The 17,649-nt window shown below is 42.6% G+C and carries 20 protein-coding genes; 1 reads left to right on the top strand and 19 read right to left on the bottom strand.

The annotated features are described in order from the left end of the window. Window positions 1-13: 13 nt before the first annotated feature. From HMPREF1518_RS08875 to budA, 8 genes are all read right to left on the bottom strand, one after another. A complete protein-coding gene (locus HMPREF1518_RS08875; protein WP_033585627.1) occupies window positions 14-499 on the bottom strand; it encodes an LURP-one-related/scramblase family protein in 486 nt (161 codons plus the stop codon). Window positions 500-756: 257 nt separating this feature from the next. Beyond that, window positions 757-1,827 (bottom strand): ABC transporter substrate-binding protein, encoded by a 1,071-nt coding sequence (locus HMPREF1518_RS08870; protein WP_033585625.1) that lies wholly within the window; start codon window positions 1,825-1,827, stop codon window positions 757-759. Next, window positions 1,824-2,597, bottom strand: coding sequence for an ABC transporter permease (locus tag HMPREF1518_RS08865; RefSeq protein WP_000712722.1), 774 nt, complete (start codon window positions 2,595-2,597; stop codon window positions 1,824-1,826). Before HMPREF1518_RS08865 ends, HMPREF1518_RS08870 begins: the two co-directional genes overlap by 4 nt. Further along, entirely contained in the window at window positions 2,594-3,400 is an 807-nt protein-coding gene (locus HMPREF1518_RS08860) for an ABC transporter permease (protein ID WP_033585623.1), read from the bottom strand. The genes HMPREF1518_RS08865 and HMPREF1518_RS08860 overlap by 4 nt, the downstream gene beginning before the upstream one ends. Further along, window positions 3,381-4,538 carry an ABC transporter ATP-binding protein gene (locus HMPREF1518_RS08855; RefSeq protein ID WP_033585621.1) on the bottom strand — a complete coding sequence of 386 codons (1,158 nt, stop codon included), beginning with the start codon at window positions 4,536-4,538 and terminating at the stop codon, window positions 3,381-3,383. Before HMPREF1518_RS08855 ends, HMPREF1518_RS08860 begins: the two co-directional genes overlap by 20 nt. Window positions 4,539-4,696: 158 nt before the next feature. Then, on the bottom strand, window positions 4,697-5,602 hold the full coding sequence (murB, locus tag HMPREF1518_RS08850; protein ID WP_033585619.1) for a UDP-N-acetylmuramate dehydrogenase: 906 nt from the start codon (window positions 5,600-5,602) through the stop codon (window positions 4,697-4,699). 108 nt (window positions 5,603-5,710) lie between these two features. Next, window positions 5,711-6,463, bottom strand: a complete 753-nt coding sequence (locus tag HMPREF1518_RS08845; RefSeq protein ID WP_033585618.1) for a YhfC family intramembrane metalloprotease — start codon at window positions 6,461-6,463, stop codon at window positions 5,711-5,713. A 9-nt stretch (window positions 6,464-6,472) separates the two neighbouring features. Continuing rightward, the gene (gene budA / locus HMPREF1518_RS08840) at window positions 6,473-7,204 is read right to left on the bottom strand and encodes an acetolactate decarboxylase (RefSeq protein WP_000375405.1); all 732 of its coding nucleotides are present in this window, start codon (window positions 7,202-7,204) and stop codon (window positions 6,473-6,475) included. Window positions 7,205-7,349: 145 nt separating this feature from the next. Between budA and HMPREF1518_RS08835 the strand changes: the two genes are divergently transcribed. Next, window positions 7,350-8,621, top strand: a complete 1,272-nt coding sequence (locus HMPREF1518_RS08835; RefSeq protein ID WP_033585616.1) for an aminotransferase-like domain-containing protein — start codon at window positions 7,350-7,352, stop codon at window positions 8,619-8,621. A gap of 20 nt (window positions 8,622-8,641) precedes the next feature. Here the strand turns inward: HMPREF1518_RS08835 and HMPREF1518_RS08830 are convergent, their stop codons facing one another. The 11 genes from HMPREF1518_RS08830 to HMPREF1518_RS08780 form a co-directional block, all read right to left on the bottom strand. Continuing rightward, window positions 8,642-9,457, bottom strand: a complete 816-nt coding sequence (locus tag HMPREF1518_RS08830; protein WP_033585614.1) for an ABC transporter substrate-binding protein — start codon at window positions 9,455-9,457, stop codon at window positions 8,642-8,644. Between the two features lie 156 nt (window positions 9,458-9,613). Beyond that, complete coding sequence (gene phoU, locus HMPREF1518_RS08825) at window positions 9,614-10,267, bottom strand: phosphate signaling complex protein PhoU (protein ID WP_000946475.1); 654 nt, start codon at window positions 10,265-10,267, stop codon at window positions 9,614-9,616. A gap of 11 nt (window positions 10,268-10,278) precedes the next feature. Next, on the bottom strand, window positions 10,279-11,037 hold the full coding sequence (pstB, locus tag HMPREF1518_RS08820; protein WP_000138671.1) for a phosphate ABC transporter ATP-binding protein PstB: 759 nt from the start codon (window positions 11,035-11,037) through the stop codon (window positions 10,279-10,281). Window positions 11,038-11,049: 12 nt separating this feature from the next. Next, the gene (gene pstB, locus HMPREF1518_RS08815) at window positions 11,050-11,853 is read right to left on the bottom strand and encodes a phosphate ABC transporter ATP-binding protein PstB (protein ID WP_000049851.1); all 804 of its coding nucleotides are present in this window, start codon (window positions 11,851-11,853) and stop codon (window positions 11,050-11,052) included. Between the two features lie 10 nt (window positions 11,854-11,863). Then, window positions 11,864-12,748: a phosphate ABC transporter permease PstA gene (gene pstA / locus HMPREF1518_RS08810; protein ID WP_000543050.1), complete on the bottom strand. Its 885-nt coding sequence runs from the start codon at window positions 12,746-12,748 to the stop codon at window positions 11,864-11,866. Continuing rightward, window positions 12,738-13,655 (bottom strand): phosphate ABC transporter permease subunit PstC, encoded by a 918-nt coding sequence (gene pstC, locus HMPREF1518_RS08805; RefSeq protein ID WP_033585606.1) that lies wholly within the window; start codon window positions 13,653-13,655, stop codon window positions 12,738-12,740. Before pstC ends, pstA begins: the two co-directional genes overlap by 11 nt. Continuing rightward, window positions 13,655-14,533, bottom strand: coding sequence for a phosphate ABC transporter substrate-binding protein PstS (locus tag HMPREF1518_RS08800; RefSeq protein ID WP_007520299.1), 879 nt, complete (start codon window positions 14,531-14,533; stop codon window positions 13,655-13,657). The genes pstC and HMPREF1518_RS08800 overlap by 1 nt, the downstream gene beginning before the upstream one ends. 210 nt (window positions 14,534-14,743) lie before the next feature. Continuing rightward, window positions 14,744-16,048 carry an RsmF rRNA methyltransferase first C-terminal domain-containing protein gene (locus tag HMPREF1518_RS08795; protein WP_033585603.1) on the bottom strand — a complete coding sequence of 435 codons (1,305 nt, stop codon included), beginning with the start codon at window positions 16,046-16,048 and terminating at the stop codon, window positions 14,744-14,746. After that, window positions 16,049-16,822, bottom strand: a complete 774-nt coding sequence (locus tag HMPREF1518_RS08790; protein ID WP_033585601.1) for an inositol monophosphatase family protein — start codon at window positions 16,820-16,822, stop codon at window positions 16,049-16,051. It abuts the gene before it with no gap. Further along, window positions 16,812-17,090, bottom strand: a complete 279-nt coding sequence (locus HMPREF1518_RS08785; RefSeq protein ID WP_001041959.1) for a UPF0223 family protein — start codon at window positions 17,088-17,090, stop codon at window positions 16,812-16,814. The genes HMPREF1518_RS08790 and HMPREF1518_RS08785 overlap by 11 nt, the downstream gene beginning before the upstream one ends. Then, window positions 17,091-17,492, bottom strand: a complete 402-nt coding sequence (locus HMPREF1518_RS08780) for a Spx/MgsR family RNA polymerase-binding regulatory protein (protein ID WP_002875821.1) — start codon at window positions 17,490-17,492, stop codon at window positions 17,091-17,093. Window positions 17,493-17,649 lie beyond the last annotated feature (157 nt).

Here is a 17,649-nt window from a genome sequence, read left to right as displayed (position 1 = left end):
CCTTATTACTTGTTTAATTTGATTGGCTTTCCAGCATTTCCACATAGTCAATCGCGACACAGAGGGAAATGACTAGGTCTGCATAAGAGTCTTCATAGACGGTTACGGTGTAAGTTGAGGTCAAATGGAAAATCTCTTTCCGAATCTCGGCGACAAGCTGATCACGATCATCCAGCAATTTGAAATTCAAATCCCAGATATTGCCTTCGATACGGAGACCTAGATCATCAAACTCATACTTATCTCGAAAGAAGGTCAACTTCTTACGAATGACGAAATTGGAACCGTTTCGTAACTGGATAGTAAAGCGAGGAAGCAAGGTGAAAAATTCTTTACTAATCTCACTGACTTGCTCACCATAGGCGTCATAGATGGTAAAGGTCTTAGGAATTTGGAAGAAAGATCCCTCCACCTGATAGTTCACTACTCCTCTATCATCCTTGATATCGAAGCGTTCGCCTCCAAGACGAAACTTTTGTTTCACGAGAAATGTCTTCATAAACACCTCCAAAAATCAAAAGACAAGCTCACATCACGAAGGGCGAAAAACCGCGGTACCACCTTCATTCAATGAACTTGTCATTCTCTTATTCTTATGCAATTGTATGATTGAGTAGCATGACTTCCTAGCTTAGATGGCTCGCAGCACCGCCATTTCTCTGGACTAAGACGACAGAAAATCAATTCTCAACTTTCTTATTATATCGTTTTTTGGGTTCTGCGTCAACTGGGAAAGTTGACAAGAAAGCATCACTCCTACTTCCGGTACATTTTAAACTGTAGGAAGAGGTCGCTATATTTGCCTGTCCATTTATGGTCAAATTTCTCATAAACTTCTAGGTTTTTCATGGTATCAGCGTCTGGATAGAAGGACTTGTCTTCTTTGGTCTCCTCTGGGAGCAGTTCCTTAGCCGTGCTATTTGGTGTTGCATAGCCTACATATTCTGCATTTTTAAGAGCATTTTCGGGTTTTAGCATAAAGTTGATAAAGGCATAGGCTGCATCTTGGTTTTTCACGGTTTTGGGAATGACCATGTTGTCAAACCAGAGATTGCTGGCCTCAGTCGGAACGACATACTTGAGGTTAGAATTTTTCTCCAACATCTGGCTGGCTTCCCCAGAGAAGGTCACACCAATAGCAGCATTGTTCTGGATCATGTAACCCTTCATCTCATCCGCCACAATGGCCTTAATATTTGGAGTCAGTTTGTAGAGCTTGTCTACCGTTTCTTCCAACTGTTGAGGATCCTTGGAGTTGAGGCTGTAACCGAGCGAGTTAAGCCCGAGTCCCAGCACCTCACGCGCCCCATCAAAGAGCATGATGGAATCCTTGTATTCTGGTTTCCAGAGGTCATCCCAATGCTCAGGCGCCTCATCTATCATGGTTTCATTGTAAACAATTCCCAAGGTTCCCCAAAAATAAGGAATGGAGAATTTATTGCCCGGATCAAAAGACTGGTTGAGGAACTCAGGTCCGATATTTTCAATCCCTTCAATTTTTGAATAATCGAGTGGTACCAAGAGGTCTTCGTCCTTCATCTTGTTGATCATGTACTCACTCGGGATAGCAATGTCGTAGGTTGTTCCACCCTGCTTGATTTTGGTATACATGGCTTCATTGGAGTCAAAGGTCTCGTATTGTACTTGGATGCCTGTTTCTTCTGTAAATTGCTCCAAAAGTTCGGGATCGATGTAGTCACCCCAGTTGTAAATAACCAGTTTTTGACTATCTCGGCTATTGATTTTACTATCTAAATGAGTCGCAATTCCCCACAAGACAAGGATTATCGCTACAATTCCTGCTAAAAATGAATAGAGTTTTTTCATGCTTGTTCCTCCTTCTCACGTGAGATAAAGTAATATCCAACCACTAGGATAATACTAAAGAGAAAGACAAGGGCAGAAAGGGCATTGATTTCTAGCGAAATTCCCTTACGAGCACGAGAGTAGATCTCAACTGACAGGGTCGAAAAGCCATTTCCTGTTACAAAGAAGGTCACTGCAAAGTCATCCAGCGAATAGGTGAAAGCCATGAAATAACCTGCAATGATAGACGGAGTCAGGTAAGGAAGCATGATTTCCTTAAACATCTGAAACTGACTGGCGCCAAGGTCATAAGCCGCATGAATCATGTCATCATTCATCTCCTTGAGACGAGGCAAGACCATCAAGACCACGATAGGGATGGAAAAGGCCACATGACTAGATAGAACCGTCAAAAATCCAAGTGAAAACTTAAGTTGTGTAAAGAGAATCAAGAAGCTAGCACCAATCATAACGTCAGGCGCAACCATGAGGATATTATTGAGTGATAGAAAGGCTTCTTGGTATTTCTTACGAGATTGATAGATATAGATGGCACCGAAAGTCCCAATAATAGTCGCTATCAAGGCTGATAGAAAGGCCAAGAAAAAGGTTTGGGTGAGGATCAACATGAGACGGCCATCACCAAACATGGTTTGAAAATGGCTCAAACTAAAGCCGGTAAAACTGTTCATATCATCCCCTGCATTAAAGGCATAGCCAATCAAGTAAAAAATCGGCAAATAGAGGATGATAAAGACAAAGGCTAGGTAGAGATTGGCAAATTTTTTCATCGTTCTCTCCTTTCCTTGGTCACCCACATGGTGATGAACATGGTCAGGATGAGGATCACACCGATGGTAGAACCCATTCCATAGTTGTCATTGGTCAGGAAGTTCTGCTCAATAGCCGTTCCCAGCGTGATAACACGGTTCCCACCAATCAAACGTGTCAGCATGAAGAGACTCAAACTAGGGATAAAGACTGATTGGACACCACTTCTCACACCGTTCATCGATAAAGGGAAGATAACATGACGGAAGGTTTCCCACTTGGTCGCACCGAGGTCATAGCTGGCATTGATAAGATTGTTATCCATATCATCCAAGACATTGAAAATCGGCAAAATCATAAATGGAAGCTCGATGTAGCTTGCGACAAAAATAAAGGAGAAATCCGTAAAGAGCAACTGCTGCGAACCGATTCCGATAAATTCCAAGAATTGGTTAATAGAGCCATTTTGACCAAAAATCCCAATAAAGGCATAAGCCTTAAGGAGCAGGTTAATCCATGTTGGCAGGATAATCAGCATGAGCCAGAGTTGACGGTGCTTGAGACGAGTCAAAAAGAGGGCTGTTGGATAGCTGATAAGAAGTGTCACTAGAGTTACAATCCCAGCATAAAGCACAGAGTTGAAGCTCATTTTAAGGTAGGTCAGGTTTTGGGACGCAAAGTAGGATTTATAGTTTTCTAAACTAAACTGCCCTTCAATGTTGAAAAAGGATTGACCGAAAATCAAGATCAAGGGTGCGAGAACAAAAAGGGCAATCCAAAGCATATAGGGCACTACAAAGAGTTTAGAGGTTGTTTTCTTCATCTCTTTCCTCCTCGATCGCATTAATCAGACCTGCTTCTTGCTCTTCGATTTCTACGTATTCTTCGATACGAGCATCGAACTCTTCTTCGGTTTCGTTGAGACGCATGATGTGGATGTCTTCTGGTTCAAAGTCCAGACCGATTTCCTCACCCACAATGGCCTTACGAGTTGAGTGGATCATCCATTCATTTCCAAGTTCGTCATAGGCGATAATTTCGTAGTGAACCCCACGGAAGAGCTGAGTATTCACCTTAACTTGGAGCTTGCCTTCTTCAGGAAGAGTGATGCGCAAGTCCTCTGGACGAATAACAACTTCCACAGGCTCGTTTGGCTTCATCCCACCATCGACCGCTTCAAAGCGTTTGCCGTTAAACTCAACCAAGTAGTCCTCAATCATGGTTCCTGGCAAAATGTTGGACTCGCCGATAAAGGTGGCAACAAAGTGGTTGATTGGCTCATCGTAGATGTCCACTGGCGTTCCAGACTGAACAATCTCACCATCGTTCATAACGAAAATCCAGTCACTCATGGCAAGAGCTTCTTCCTGATCGTGAGTGACAAAGACAAAGGTAATCCCCAATCGTTGTTGTAATTCACGCAGTTCATACTGCATGTCTGTTCGTAATTTCAAGTCCAGCGCTGACAGAGGTTCATCCAGCAAGACCACACGGGGTTGGTTGATGATGGCACGGGCAATGGCTACACGCTGACGTTGTCCTCCAGAGAGTTTACGGATGGAACGTTTTTCATAACCTTCCAACTGAACCATCTTGAGAACTTCCGCTACACGTTGCTCGATTTCTTTCTTGTCAATCTTACGCAAGCGGAGTGGAAAGGCAACATTTTCAAACACATTCATATGTGGAAACAAGGCATAGGATTGGAAGACTGTATGGACGTCTCGCTTGTTGGTTGGGATATCATTGATACGGACACCGTCCAGCAAAATATCCCCTGTCGTCGCATCCAGTAAACCTGCAATGATGTTTAAAATGGTTGATTTCCCTGAACCAGATGCGCCTAAAAGAGTGTAAAACTTCCCTTCTTCCAACTCAAAGTTGATGTCTTTGAGAACCTTGGTGTTGCTGTCTTCAAAAACTTTAGAGACGTTTTTGAATTCAATAATTGGTTTTTTCAATTGTCATAAATTCCTTCTTTTTCATAAATTAACAAATCAGGGCTCTGTCAGGCCACTACTACCTCGTGTAGGAGATTGAACTGCCTACATGCATCTTCGCTAACGATAGGCTTTCACCCCCTTTCCATTGACATAGTAGCAGCTTTTCTGCCTAAATTTTATTCTTTCTCACCCAAGATTCGGACTTCTCTCTCAAGGGTGACACCTGAGTGTTCCTTGACTTTTTCAATAACAGATTGGATCAAATCCTCGTAGTCTTTCGCCGTTCCGTCAGCAACATTAATCATAAATCCTGCGTGTTTCTCAGATACTTCAACACCACCGATACGATAGCCCTTCAAGCCAGCCTCTGAAATCAACTGACCTGCAAAATGACCAACAGGACGCTTAAAGACCGAACCACAAGATGGGTATTCTAGAGGTTGTTTGAGTTCACGTAGGTGCGTCAAGCGATCCATTTCTTGCTTGATAATCTGATGATTCCCTGGAGATAGGGCAAATTTAGCTGACAAAACAACAGCTCCAGAATCTTGAACAGCTGAATGACGGTAACCAAAAGCCAATTCCTTGGCAGATAAGGTCTCGATTTCCCCTTCCTTGGTCAAAACTTGACAAGACTGCAAGATATGAGCAATCTCTCCTCCATAGGCACCTGCATTCATAAAGACTGCTCCACCGACGCTCCCTGGAATGCCACAGGCAAACTCGAAACCAGTCAAACTATGACGAAGGGCAATACGTGTCGTTTCAATCAAGTTGGCCCCAGCTTCCGCTTCAATGGTATAACCATCAACTGAAACGTTATTGAGCTTGTCACACAAGATGACAAATCCACGAATTCCACCGTCACGAACGATGATATTGCTGGCATTCCCTAGCACCATCCAAGGAATACTCTCTTGATTGGCAAATTGAACGACACGCGCCATCTCATAGCGATTCCGTGGCAAAACCAGATAATCCGCTCGTCCCCCTACCTTAGTGTAGGTATAGAGCTTCAATGGTTCCTTAAAACGAATATCAATTCCTTCTAATTGTTCTTGTATTCTAGTTACTAATGTCATATCTCTCATCCTTTTGTAAAGTGATTTCATTATACCATTTTTAAAGATTTTTGACGACTGGAAATTTCTGTATCCAATCTTCACATAAAAAAAGAGGTCACCCTCTTTTTATGATTTTTTCCAAAATGTAGATTTTGTTAGCCAGACAAGAGCTATAAGTTCTGCGAGAAGGATGAACTCAACTAAAAGTGGATTTGTAATCCATCCCACTTGAGATAAGGCTGGAGCCAAGTCAAACAAAGCATGCAAGCCATAGGCAGCAATGAGATAGATCCATTTCTTTTGACGGACACTTTGATAGACCCAGACAGTAAGGCTAATTTGGAGAACCAGAGCAAGCACACGCTCAACCCCTAGTAGATAAACCTGCCATACAGAAAGAGACTGAACCGTTTCGAGTGTAGACTTTGGAAGGAGATTGGCTACATCAGTATTTGAAGACTGGATGAGTGAAAAGAGAATCAAAAGACTGATCAAGCTTCCCATTCCGAGATAGAGCATTTCCAAGCCCCCATGTCCCAAACCATAAGCCAAAGCATCTCTATCTTCCAACTTTCTCTTTTTCTCCAACCATTTAAAAAAGACAAGACGAGCTGTTTCCTCAAAGAGGGCTGCCATAGCGATTCCATAAAGGACGTATAAGAAAGGCTGCTCCTGCATGAGCGGAATGGCTCCATCTTTTTGCGGATGGAGTACCAGAAGATGAACCATCTTCTCTAACACTTGAGAAGAAACAAAAAATGCGATTGCCCCCAAGCCCATCACTGCAAGAGAGATTTTAAACCGTTTTTTGGCATACCAAGTTCCACCTACTAGAATGAGAACTAAAGCGATCATGGTGAGGATAATATGTACTGTCATCTTTTTCTCCTATTCTGACTTATCAATATCTTTCTTCATCTCGTCAACGTTAAATTTCGCAAATAAATACTGGCGATCTTGGACTGGAAAACGTTGGTCCAACTGGTCGACTGCCCCAACCTCGATCATTCCTTCTTTGATAACAAAGTCCATCACATGCCCACCAAAGGTCAAATCATCTGAGATAAAATGCAAATGGTAGCCTGCAACACTCACTCCATGGAAAATCTCTGGTGTCCAAAATCCAACAATAGTTCCCGATACATTTTCACGGCTATATTCAGGTTGGTGAGTCGCTACATCAGCAAACTTGGTATCAGGTGTGGATTTGGGAATCATCCGCACATGCATTTGTGAAAATTCACCATGAATCTTGATGGAACGAAAAAGATTTTCCCCATCATAGTAGGACTCAATTCGCTTTTCCAATTCCTTATCCGTCATCTCAAAGCGCTGACGAAAAATCACTTCTGCCTGATGAGGGACCACTGCTGCATAGGGAATAAGAGCATCCGCTGCCACCTCGACGATTTCAGGCGTTTGACCAGACCCCTTGGCTTGATAAGCCTTGCCATCAAGGACAATCAACTCCCCATCAATCGAATCAAGGGTTCCCAAACCGAGGTCACCATGTTCCAGTAATTCTCCCACTGTCATGGTTCCACCATAGAGACCTGCCATTAGGGCACCTAGAGTATTGTATTGAAATAATTTAACCGGTTCCTGCACTTTTCTATCCATTCTCTTTCTTAACTTCTTTTCAATGAATCATCATACTTTCTAAGTATACCACATTTGCTCCTAGTTGTGAAAGGGAGAAATACTTTTCCCATTGCAAAGGAAGCAAAAAAAAGGTACAATGTAACAAAATCAAGGGAGGTCTGGAATGAAGAAAGAAAGTAAATACCAAGCAGTCGTTTCCTTTCTCAAAAAAGGTATCGAATCAGGAAAATTTCCAACAGGTAGCCGGCTTCCCTCTATCCGTCAACTGAGCCAAGACTTTCACTGTAGCAAGGACACTATCCAACGAGCCCTGCTGGAATTACGCCATGAACAATACCTCTATGCCAAACCCCAAAGTGGCTACTATGTTCTAGAACAAGGACAGCACCAAGACTTGGAAATTGAAGTCACTGACGAGCATGCTAGTGCCTATGACGACTTCCGACTCTGCGTCAACGAAACCCTGATAGGCCGAGAAAACTACCTCTTCAACTACTATGATAACCAAGAAGGCCTTGAGGAACTCAGACAATCTGTCCATCAACTCCTCTTTGACCAAGCCCTCTACTGCAAACCCGACCAACTGGTTCTAACTTCTGGCACCCAGCAAGCTCTCTTTATCCTTTCTCAGATTAACTTTCCGAGCGAGGGAGCTGAGATTTTGGTTGAACAGCCGACTTACCACCGGATGAACCGCCTCTTGGTCGCTCAGGGATTAGCCTACCAGACCATTGAACGCCGAATTGATGGCATTAACCTTGAAGAACTGGAAGAACAGTTTAAATCTGGAAAAATCAAGTTTTTCTATACCATTCCTCGCTTCCACTATCCCCTAGGTCATTCCTATTCTGATCAGGAAAAAAGGGCTATTCTAGATCTAGCAAACCAGTATGGTGTTTACATCGTAGAGGATGACTATCTAGGAGATTTAGACCCTAAAAAAGGGCAGACCTTCCACTATCTGGACACTGAGGATCGGGTCATTTATATCAAGTCCTTCTCAACCAGCCTCTTTCCAGCCCTTCGTATTACCGCTCTCATTCTCCCAAATGCCCTAAAAAAGGCCTTTGTTTCCTACAAAAATATCCTAGACTATGACAGCAATCTCATCATGCAAAAGGCTCTCTCTCTTTACATCGATAGCCAGCTATTTGAAAAAAATCGACTGGCCCGTCTTACCCTTCAAGAGAACTATCAGACTCGGATGAAGGAGCTACTTGAAAAAAACACCTGTCCCTTGCCTTACTATCCTCTACATGATGGTCTTTTGCTTGATTTGAGAGACTATCCTAAAATCACCAGTTTAAAACACAGCTCACTCAAACTAGACTTTTTTGAGAAGGCTTATTTGGACGCCTGTCCTTATCAGTTTGCCAAAGTCTCTCTCGAAAATCTAGAAGAGTTATTAGAATACCTAAAAGCAGAATTGGATTAAAGTCCAACTCTGCTCTTTTCTTATTGTTCAACTTCTGTTAGTTTCGCTGCTTTTTCTAGATAGCTTTGATAGGTTCCGTCATCTTTTAGTTTTTGGATAACCTTATCGACTACTGCTTTCAAGTCTGATTGATTCTTCTTAATAGCAACAGCATTGGCTTCGCCATCTTTCATTGTCAAATTAACAGTTGCAACGGCAAGATCTGAGTTTTTACCTGCGTAGCTAAGAGCAACTGGTTCATCCATATGAACAGCATCCACTTTTCCAGCCTGCAATTCATTAACTGCTTCCCCCATATTAGTCAAAGAAGTCAGTTGGGCATTTGGCAATTGTTCCTTCACCATAGTTTCTGGAACGGTTCCCTTTTGAGCTGCGATATTCGCACTTGCAAGGCTTGAGAGATCCTTGTACTTGTCTAAATCGGCTTTTCTAACCAAGAAACTCATCTTGTTTTCATAGTAAGGGATTGAAAAGTCAAAGACTTCCTTTCTCTCATCTGTGGCACTAATTCCCGCAATGGCTAAGTCAGCCTTTCCAGTTTGAAGACTAGTCAAGACATTGTCAAAACTCATGCTAGAGATTTCAAGTTTAACCCCAAGCTCATCCGCAATCGCTTGAGCCATATCAATATCTGCCCCAACCACTTGGTTTTTACCATCTACCAAGGATTGAAATTCAAATGGTGCATAGTCTGGACTGGTCGCAACGACTAGCTTTCCTTTTTGTTTGATAGCGTCCACAGCAGACTGGGAGCTATCCGTTCCTGACTGGCAAGCTACCAAAACCATGCTGGCAAGCATGCTACATACAACTAACATCCATTTTTTAAATTTCATAAATAAACGACCTTTCTGTTATTTCTGAATAATTATAACTCTTTTAAAAATAGTTGTCAACCCTTTTAGAGATTTTGAATGTAAAATAATTCTTCTCATAAAAAGAAGACTGATTTATCACAATCAGCCTTTTATTCTGTATATTTAAACCGTTTCTTATAGCTCGACAATCTTCCCTGTTTCAAAGTAAACAACCCATTCACAGATATTTTTAGCGTAGTCTCCGATACGTTCCAAGAAGGAAATGACCTGGAAGTAATCACGGCCTGTAACGATGGCTTCAGGATGTTTCTTAATTTCTTCTGTAGCCAAATCACGAATGCTATCAAAGTAATGGTTGATTTTTTCGTCCATCGCTGCTACTTCGTAGGCTTGATCCACCGAACCGTTCAGATAGAGATCTAGAGCCGCTTCGACGAAGTTTTTCACATCGCGTCCCATCTTTTTGATCTCTTCTTCAACTGCAGGAATGCGTTGTTCCCCCTTCATACGAATAGTTGCTTTTGCGATTGACACTGCATGGTCTCCCATGCGTTCCAGGTCTGATACTGCCTTAAGAACGGTCAATACAGTACGGAGGTCTTGAGAAACAGGTTGTTGAAGCGCAATCATTTCAAATGATTTCTTTTCGAGTTTCACTTCATATCCATTTACTTCTGCATCTTCCTCAATAACTTCTTTTGCCAAATCACGGTCATGTGTGACAAAGGCACGCACTGTACGATTGATTTGTGAGAGCACTTCTTGTCCCATGGCATAGAACTGGTTGTGCAATTTCTCCAAATCTTCTTCAAATTGAGATCGTAACATCATTCAACTCCTTATCCAAATTTTCCTGTAATATAATCTTCTGTTTCCTTGTTTTGTGGGTCTAGGAACATTTTCTTCGTATCGTTAAACTCAATCAAATCCCCATCTAGGAAAAATCCTGTTTTATCAGAGATACGAGAGGCCTGTTGCATCGAACGTGTTACCAAGAGCATGGTGTATTTATCTTTCAGACCATACAAGGTTTCCTCAATCTTACCAGCCGAGATAGGATCCAAAGCTGAAGTCGGTTCATCCAAGAGAATAATCTTGGGACTGGTTGCTAAGACACGGGCAACACAAACACGTTGTTGTTGTCCACCTGAGAGACCAATGGCTGAATCATGCAAGCGATCCTTGACCTCATCCCAAATAGAAGCGCGTTGCAAGGCTTTTTCCACCGCTTCATCCAAAACATGTTTATCCCTGACTCCATTGATACGTAAGCCGTAGACAACATTTTCATAGATAGACATAGGGAAGGGATTGGGCTGTTGAAAAACCATACCGATTTCCTTACGCAATTCAACCGTATCGGTACGGGGGCTGTAGATATTGTGGCCATTATAAATCACTGTTCCAGTTGTTGTCACCTCAGGATTTAGATCGCCCATGCGGTTGATGGCTTTGAGCAGGGTGGACTTTCCTGATCCGGAAGGACCAATCAAGGCGGTTATTTCCTTAGGTTGGAAAGAAAGGGAAACACTATTCAAAGCCTTCTTTTTATTGTAATAAACGGACAGGTCTTTAACCTGCAAAATCGGTTCTGTCATACTGCTTCCTTTCTAACCAAAGTGTCCCGTTACATAGTCATTGGTTGACTGTAACTTAGCATTTTGGAAAATATTGGATGTCTTATCATACTCAATCAAATCACCTAAGTAGAAAAATCCTGTGTAGTCACTTGCACGCGCAGCCTGTTGCATACTGTGGGTAACGATGATGATGGTAAAGTCCTTCTTCAATTCCAACATGGTTTCTTCCAGTTGGGCTGTCGCAATCGGATCCAAGGCTGACGCCGGTTCATCCATCAAGAGGATATCTGGCTTGACAGAGATGGCGCGAGCGATACAGAGACGTTGTTGTTGTCCACCAGAAAGCATCAAGGCTGATTTGTGGAGGTCGTCTTTGACCTGATCCCAAAGGGCAGCCTGTCTTAGAGAGGTTTCTACAATTTCATCAAGTACTTTCTTGTCCTTAACACCTGCACGTTCATGAGCAAAAGTGATGTTGCGGTAAATAGACTTGGCAAATGGATTTGGACGTTGGAAGACCATTCCGATATGCTTGCGCATCTCATAGACATTGATTTCTGGACGGTTGACGTCAATCCCTCGGTAGAGGATTTGACCTGTGACCTTGGCAATATCAATGGTATCATTCATCCGATTGAGACTGCGAAGATAAGTAGATTTCCCAGATCCAGAAGGACCAATCAAGGCTGTAATTTTATTTTTTTCAAATTGCATATCGATGCCCTTTATAGATTCATTTTTACCGTAGTAAACATGTAAATCCTTGGTAGAGAGGGCCACTTTTTCTTCAGGAAAGGTGATGATATGCTTTTCATCCCAGTTATATTTTGACATGGCTTCTCCTTTAGGCAGCGGTTAATTTCTTGTGTAAATAGCTTCCGAGTTTGCGAGCTCCAAAGTTAAAAATCAAGATAAAGATGAGGAGCACGGCGGCAGAACCAGCAGATACAATGGTAGCATCAGGAATGGTTCCTTCACTGTTGACCTTCCAAATGTGGACAGCCAAAGTTTCTGCTTGTCGGAAGATTGAGATAGGACTGGTAACACTGAGGATATTCCAGTTAGACCAGTCTAGGGCTGGAGCGGATTGTCCTGCCGTATAGATAAGAGCGGCGGCCTCACCAAAGATACGGCCAGATGCCAAGACAACACCCGTTACGATACCTGGAAGGGCTTCTGGAATGACAACATGAACTACAGTCTCCCAACGAGAAATTCCAAGAGCCAGACCAGCCTCACGTTGTGTATGGTGAACGTGTTTTAAACTGTCCTCAACATTTCGAGTCATCTGAGGGAGGTTAAAGACCGTCAAGGCCAAGGCACCTGAAATGATTGAAAATCCATACTCAAACTGGACTACAAAGATCAAGTAACCAAAGAGACCCACAACGACTGATGGTAGAGAAGACAAAATCTCAATACAGGTGCGAATAAAATTGGTCACAGGTCCTTTTTTGGCATACTCAGCGAGGAATACGCCAGCCCCCATAGATAAAGGCACAGAGATAATCAAGGTAATGACCAGAAGGAAGAAGGAATTGTAGAGCTGAATTCCGATACCCCCACCTGCTTGATAAGAGGAAGATTTCCCTGTCAAGAAGGACCAAGAGATATGCGGTAACCCTCTCACCAAGATATAGAGAATCAAGGATGCCAAGATGGCAACGATGATACCCGCGATGGTATAGAGGACAGCTGTTGCAAGTTTATCTAATTTCTTAGCGTGCATAGTTTTTCTTTCCTCTTTCTTTCGTAATCAATTTAATCACACTGTTAAAGGCCAAACTCATCAAGAGCAATACCAACGCCAGTGACCAGAGAACGTTATTATCAACCGTTCCCATGACGGTATTTCCAATACCCATAGTCAATACAGATGTCAAGGTCGCAGCTGGTGTTGTTAACGAGGTTGGGATAACTGCTGAGTTTCCGACAACCATCTGAATAGCAAGGGCTTCACCGAAGGCACGCGCCATCCCAAAGACCACTGCAGTGAAAATACCTGAACGTGCTGCTTTCAAGGTCACACGCCAGATGGTTTGCCAACGAGTGGCTCCCATAGCTAAACTAGCTTCACGGTAATGACGAGGAACAGCACACAAGCTGTCTGTTGTCATAAAGGTTACAGTTGGTAGGATCATGACAAAGAGAACGAAAATCCCTGACAAGATCCCAAAACCAGTTCCACCAAAGACGCTACGAACAAAAGGCACCACAACTTGTAAACCGATAAATCCATAGACGACTGAAGGAATACCAACGAGGAGTTCAATGGCTGGTTGCAAGATTTTTGCACCCTTTGGTGAGACTTCGGTCATAAAGACTGCAGCACCAATAGCAAAGGGTGTTGCGATGAGGGCTGATAAAATCGTCACAATAAAGGAACCCAAAATCATTGGAAGGGCACCAAATTGTTTCCCTGAAGGATTCCAAGTTTGTCCAAAGAGGAAATCAAAGATGTTGACTCCATTGACAAAGAAGGTCGATAAGCCTTTTTGGGCTACAAAAATCAAAATCATCGCCACAATGATGACAATCAAAGAAAGGCAAGTGAAGGTCAAACCTTTACCAAACTTCTCAAGGCGAGAGTTCTTTGAAGGAGAGAGTAATTTTTTAGATAATTCTTCTTGATTCATTATTGACCTCCTTCTACTGCTGTAACGGTACCTGAAGCATCCTTTTGGACTTTCATTTCATTGATAGAGATATAGCCCATTCCCTTAACAATCCCATTTTGGGCTTCATCTGAGAGGACGAAGTTCAGGAATTCAGCAGCTAACTCATTTGGCTGACCAAGTGTGTACATATGTTCATAAGACCACAAAGGCCAGTTGTTGGTCGTTACATTTTCAGACGTAGGTTCATACCCATTCAGTTTCATGCTTTTCACGGAATCATCTACATAGGCAAAGGCTAGATAAGAAATGGCTCCAGGAGTTTGGGATACAATGGACTTGACCATCCCGTTAGAATCCTGCTCTTGACTCTGCATAGCCGATTGGCCATTCATAACCACCGTATCAAACGTCGCTCGTGAACCAGAACTTGCTGCTCGGTTGATGATTGAAATGGCCAGGTCTTTGCCCCCAACTTCTTTCCAGTTGGTCACTTCACCTGTAAAGATCTTGCGAAGTTGCTCGGTTGTGAGATTTTCAACATCCACTTCCTTGTTTACAATCACTGCAAGACCAGCCACTGCAACCTTGTGGTCTACTAGAGCTGAAGCATCGATTCCTTCTTTTTCCTCTGCAAAGACGTCAGAGTTCCCGATGTCAACTGCTCCAGACTGAACTTGGGAAAGTCCTGTACCCGATCCTCCACCTTGAACATTAACTGTTTTTCCGATGTTTCTAGAACCGAATTCATCTGCTGCTGCTTCGACAAGAGGTTGAAGAGCTGTGGAACCAACAGCTGTCATAGATTCTCCACGATCAATCCAGCTAGCGCATCCTGCTAGAGAACCTGCCATCAAAAGTGCTGCAAGAGACATGACGAGCTTTTTTCTTTTTTTCACTGTTATTCTCCTTGAACATAATGATAAATGTTCTGATTTCTTCCGTTTGTCCTGATCATCCAATTATCATCAATGATTGTCCCGCTTTATTTTATCTAGACATTCTTAGGAGCGGGAAATTCCATCGTATAATATAAGTAATAATGAAAGACTATCAGAAAAAACTCATACTTCCACTATAACATAGAATAGGCTCTTTGACTAGCTTTTTCACCTAAATCTGAGTCCTTTTGGATAATAATTTTTCAAAACATTTCCCGTTACCTTGGCAAAGCCTAGTCCGTTTCCTTGAACCACAACTTGGTACCAGCCATTTGGTCGAGCTTCAGACAATTGAACGGTCTCACCAGCCACATATTTTACAAAGTCCTCATCATTGATTTCGACACTTTGTTTTACTTGGCTTGGTTTCAAGGCCAAACCGAGAGCAAAGCTTGGTTCAAAACGTTTCTTCTTAAACGTCCCCAGATGAAGTCCATTTCGGGCAATTTTGAGTTTCCCTAGATCAGGTAGCATCTCTGGCAAGAGATAAAGTTGATCTCCAAAAGTCTGCAAGATACCAGTTAGATTGACCCGCAAGTGTTTTTGGGCAAAATCATGCCACAAAGCCAGTTGTTCACGACTGAGATTGCTCTTGCTAGCCTTGAATTTAGGTGCTGGATTTTCTCCCTTAAACTGCAGGTGGGCAACAAACTGGCCTTCTCCCTTGAAATGATTAGGATACATCCGCGCAGTTTCAGGAAGATCAATTCCTGCCACCATACCGTTCACATGCTCGACTGGAAGCAATTCAAATTCATAAGTATCAAGTAACCAGTGGACGATTTCTTCATTTTCCTCAGGTGCCCAAGTACAGGTCGAATAGACCAAACGACCACCTTCTGCAAGCATGGTCACTGCATCTTCTAAAATTTCCCTTTGGAGACTAGCACATTGGCTCGGATAGTCGATGCTCCAATAATCCATGGCATCTGGCTGCTTACGAAACATCCCTTCACCCGAGCAAGGTGCATCAAGGACAATCACATCAAAGTAACCTTTAAAAACCTTGGCCAAGCGGTCAGCAGATTCATTAGTCACGACAACGTTTGTCGCTCCAAATCGCTCCATATTTTCCACTAAAATCTTAGCACGCTTGCTTGAAATTTCGTTGGAGACAAGGACTCCTTGATTAGCCAGATAAGCTGCTAGTTGAGTGGATTTCCCACCTGGTGCTGCCGCCAAATCCAAGACCTTCATGCCAGGATTTGGTTGAGCCACCTGGGCTACCATTTGGGCTGCAGGCTCTTGCGAATAAACAAGACCGGTCGCGTGCTCTGGTGACTTTCCAGAAACTTTACCATAATACCCCCAAGGTGTATTGGGAATAGCATCCGCAAACGATAACTGACTTTCTTTTAAGGGATTAACCCGAAAAGCCGAAACCGCTTCCTGCTTAAAAGAGGCAAGAAAATCTCTTGCCTCATCTTCTAGTATCGCTTCATATTTTTCAACAAATCCTTCTGGAAATTGCATTTAGTTCTCTTTCCTTTCGTAGATATAAGACTGAATCACTTCTTGCATCTCGATTGGCACCATCATGACAGGCTGACGCGTTTTAAAATCAGCGGGCTCACCTGATACTGTAAGAAGACGATAACCCAGACTTTCCCCTAAGATACTGGCCGCAGCGTAATCCCATGGCTGCAGGTAGGTAATATAAGTCAGAAGACGACCCGATAAAACCTTGGCAAAACTAATGGCCGCACTGCCGTAGACACGGACTCCCAAAGCTGCTCGCCCCAAATCCGCCAGGCCCCACTCATTGCTTTCAAACATACCTGAGTTACCAGCAACCAGGAATTCTCTGAGGGGCTTCTTTTTAAAAGGCGGTAAGGGCTCATTATTGCGACAAGGAGGAAAGGCACCACCACCATGGTAACAATCACCTTTCATAACATCATAGATAATGCCAAATTTTCCCACACCATTCTCAAAATAAGCCAACATCACGGCAAAATCTTCCTGCTGAGCGACAAAGTTATTGGTACCGTCAATGGGATCAATCACCCAAACAGAACCTTGATTGACCGCAGCACGCAAACAGCCCTCTTCCGCGCAAATCAAGTCCTCAGGATAGGAGGACTTGATCCGATCAACCAAGAGTTCCTGGACCTCCTTGTCCAAACGTGTCACTAAGTCAGTAGGTGAAGACTTGCACTCAACCTGCAAATCTTCTTTCATGTGAGCCAAAATATAGTCAGCAGCTTCCTGCACAATCTGTTTGGCAAATTCAAATTTAGTTTCCAAGAGAAATCTTCCCTTCTCTTTTTTCTTTTGCTAATTGAACCGCATGATAGAAGGAATAACCGCTAGCCGTCTCAAATTCTCGACCTAGGCGCTTTTCTTCACTTTTGCTCGGAACGACAGACTTAAATTCCTTGTAGGAATCTAGCAGTTTTTTTGCTTCTACCTTATCTTCATAAGCAGCTTCAACATCATTAAAAAAAGAAAGCACTGAAGCAAGTTCTTCAGTGCTCCACGACAAATCTAGTGGGTAACTATACTGTTTGTTCATCTATCCAATACCAGCTCTCAATGTTGCTTCTTTTAGTTCTTGTTTACGGTAACTACGAGGGAGAAAAGCACGAATCTCATCTTCATTAAAACCGATCTGCATGCGTTTGGTATCTGTAATAATTGGGCGACGCAAAAGACTAGGATATTGCTCAATCAACTGAAGCAACTCCGATACCGAGATACTCTCTACATCAATATCCAATTTTTGAAAGATTTTTGAACGAGTTGAAATGATGTCATCAGTACCATTTTCGGTCAAGGAAAGAATATGTTGTAATTCTTTTCTTGTTAAAGGACTAGTCATAATATTATGCTCTTGAAAGGGCACTTTATGCGTCTCTAACCAAGCCTTTGCCTTACGACATGATGTACAACTCGGTGATAAAAATAGTGTAATCATGCTTTTCTCTTCTTTTATCTATACTTGCTATTTCTATTATACAAAAAAATAAAGCGCTTGACTAGGTATTTTTAGAAAAAAAGCCTATTTTTTCATAGAAAATAGACTGTTTTCTGTAAAAATTACCCGTTTTACAAGCTTATCTTTAGGATAACCT

This window comes from Streptococcus sp. SR1, assembly GCF_000526075.1.
In the GTDB taxonomy this organism is placed as follows: domain Bacteria; phylum Bacillota; class Bacilli; order Lactobacillales; family Streptococcaceae; genus Streptococcus; species Streptococcus halitosis.
The sequence above is the reverse complement of the archived record's forward strand: the minus strand, read 5'-3'. Positions and strand labels throughout refer to the sequence as shown.

What these genes read in the sequence shown, in the direction of transcription:
- pstB (WP_000049851.1), bottom strand. Translation starts at nt 11,853, where the DNA reads ATGTCAAAATATAACTGGGATGAAAAGCATATCATCACCTTTCCTGAA.
- phoU (WP_000946475.1), bottom strand. Translation starts at nt 10,267, where the DNA reads ATGTTACGATCTCAATTTGAAGAAGATTTGGAGAAATTGCACAACCAG.
- pstB (WP_000138671.1), bottom strand. Translation starts at nt 11,037, where the DNA reads ATGACAGAACCGATTTTGCAGGTTAAAGACCTGTCCGTTTATTACAAT.
- HMPREF1518_RS08785 (WP_001041959.1), bottom strand. Translation starts at nt 17,090, where the DNA reads ATGAACAAACAGTATAGTTACCCACTAGATTTGTCGTGGAGCACTGAA.
- HMPREF1518_RS08875 (WP_033585627.1), bottom strand. Translation starts at nt 499, where the DNA reads ATGAAGACATTTCTCGTGAAACAAAAGTTTCGTCTTGGAGGCGAACGC.
- HMPREF1518_RS08795 (WP_033585603.1), bottom strand. Translation starts at nt 16,048, where the DNA reads ATGCAATTTCCAGAAGGATTTGTTGAAAAATATGAAGCGATACTAGAA.
- pstA (WP_000543050.1), bottom strand. Translation starts at nt 12,748, where the DNA reads ATGCACGCTAAGAAATTAGATAAACTTGCAACAGCTGTCCTCTATACC.
- HMPREF1518_RS08830 (WP_033585614.1), bottom strand. Translation starts at nt 9,457, where the DNA reads ATGAAATTTAAAAAATGGATGTTAGTTGTATGTAGCATGCTTGCCAGC.
- HMPREF1518_RS08870 (WP_033585625.1), bottom strand. Translation starts at nt 1,827, where the DNA reads ATGAAAAAACTCTATTCATTTTTAGCAGGAATTGTAGCGATAATCCTT.
- murB (WP_033585619.1), bottom strand. Translation starts at nt 5,602, where the DNA reads ATGACATTAGTAACTAGAATACAAGAACAATTAGAAGGAATTGATATT.
- budA (WP_000375405.1), bottom strand. Translation starts at nt 7,204, where the DNA reads ATGGATAGAAAAGTGCAGGAACCGGTTAAATTATTTCAATACAATACT.
- HMPREF1518_RS08865 (WP_000712722.1), bottom strand. Translation starts at nt 2,597, where the DNA reads ATGAAAAAATTTGCCAATCTCTACCTAGCCTTTGTCTTTATCATCCTC.
- HMPREF1518_RS08845 (WP_033585618.1), bottom strand. Translation starts at nt 6,463, where the DNA reads ATGACAGTACATATTATCCTCACCATGATCGCTTTAGTTCTCATTCTA.
- HMPREF1518_RS08780 (WP_002875821.1), bottom strand. Translation starts at nt 17,492, where the DNA reads ATGATTACACTATTTTTATCACCGAGTTGTACATCATGTCGTAAGGCA.
- HMPREF1518_RS08860 (WP_033585623.1), bottom strand. Translation starts at nt 3,400, where the DNA reads ATGAAGAAAACAACCTCTAAACTCTTTGTAGTGCCCTATATGCTTTGG.
- HMPREF1518_RS08835 (WP_033585616.1), top strand. Translation starts at nt 7,350, where the DNA reads ATGAAGAAAGAAAGTAAATACCAAGCAGTCGTTTCCTTTCTCAAAAAA.
- pstC (WP_033585606.1), bottom strand. Translation starts at nt 13,655, where the DNA reads ATGAATCAAGAAGAATTATCTAAAAAATTACTCTCTCCTTCAAAGAAC.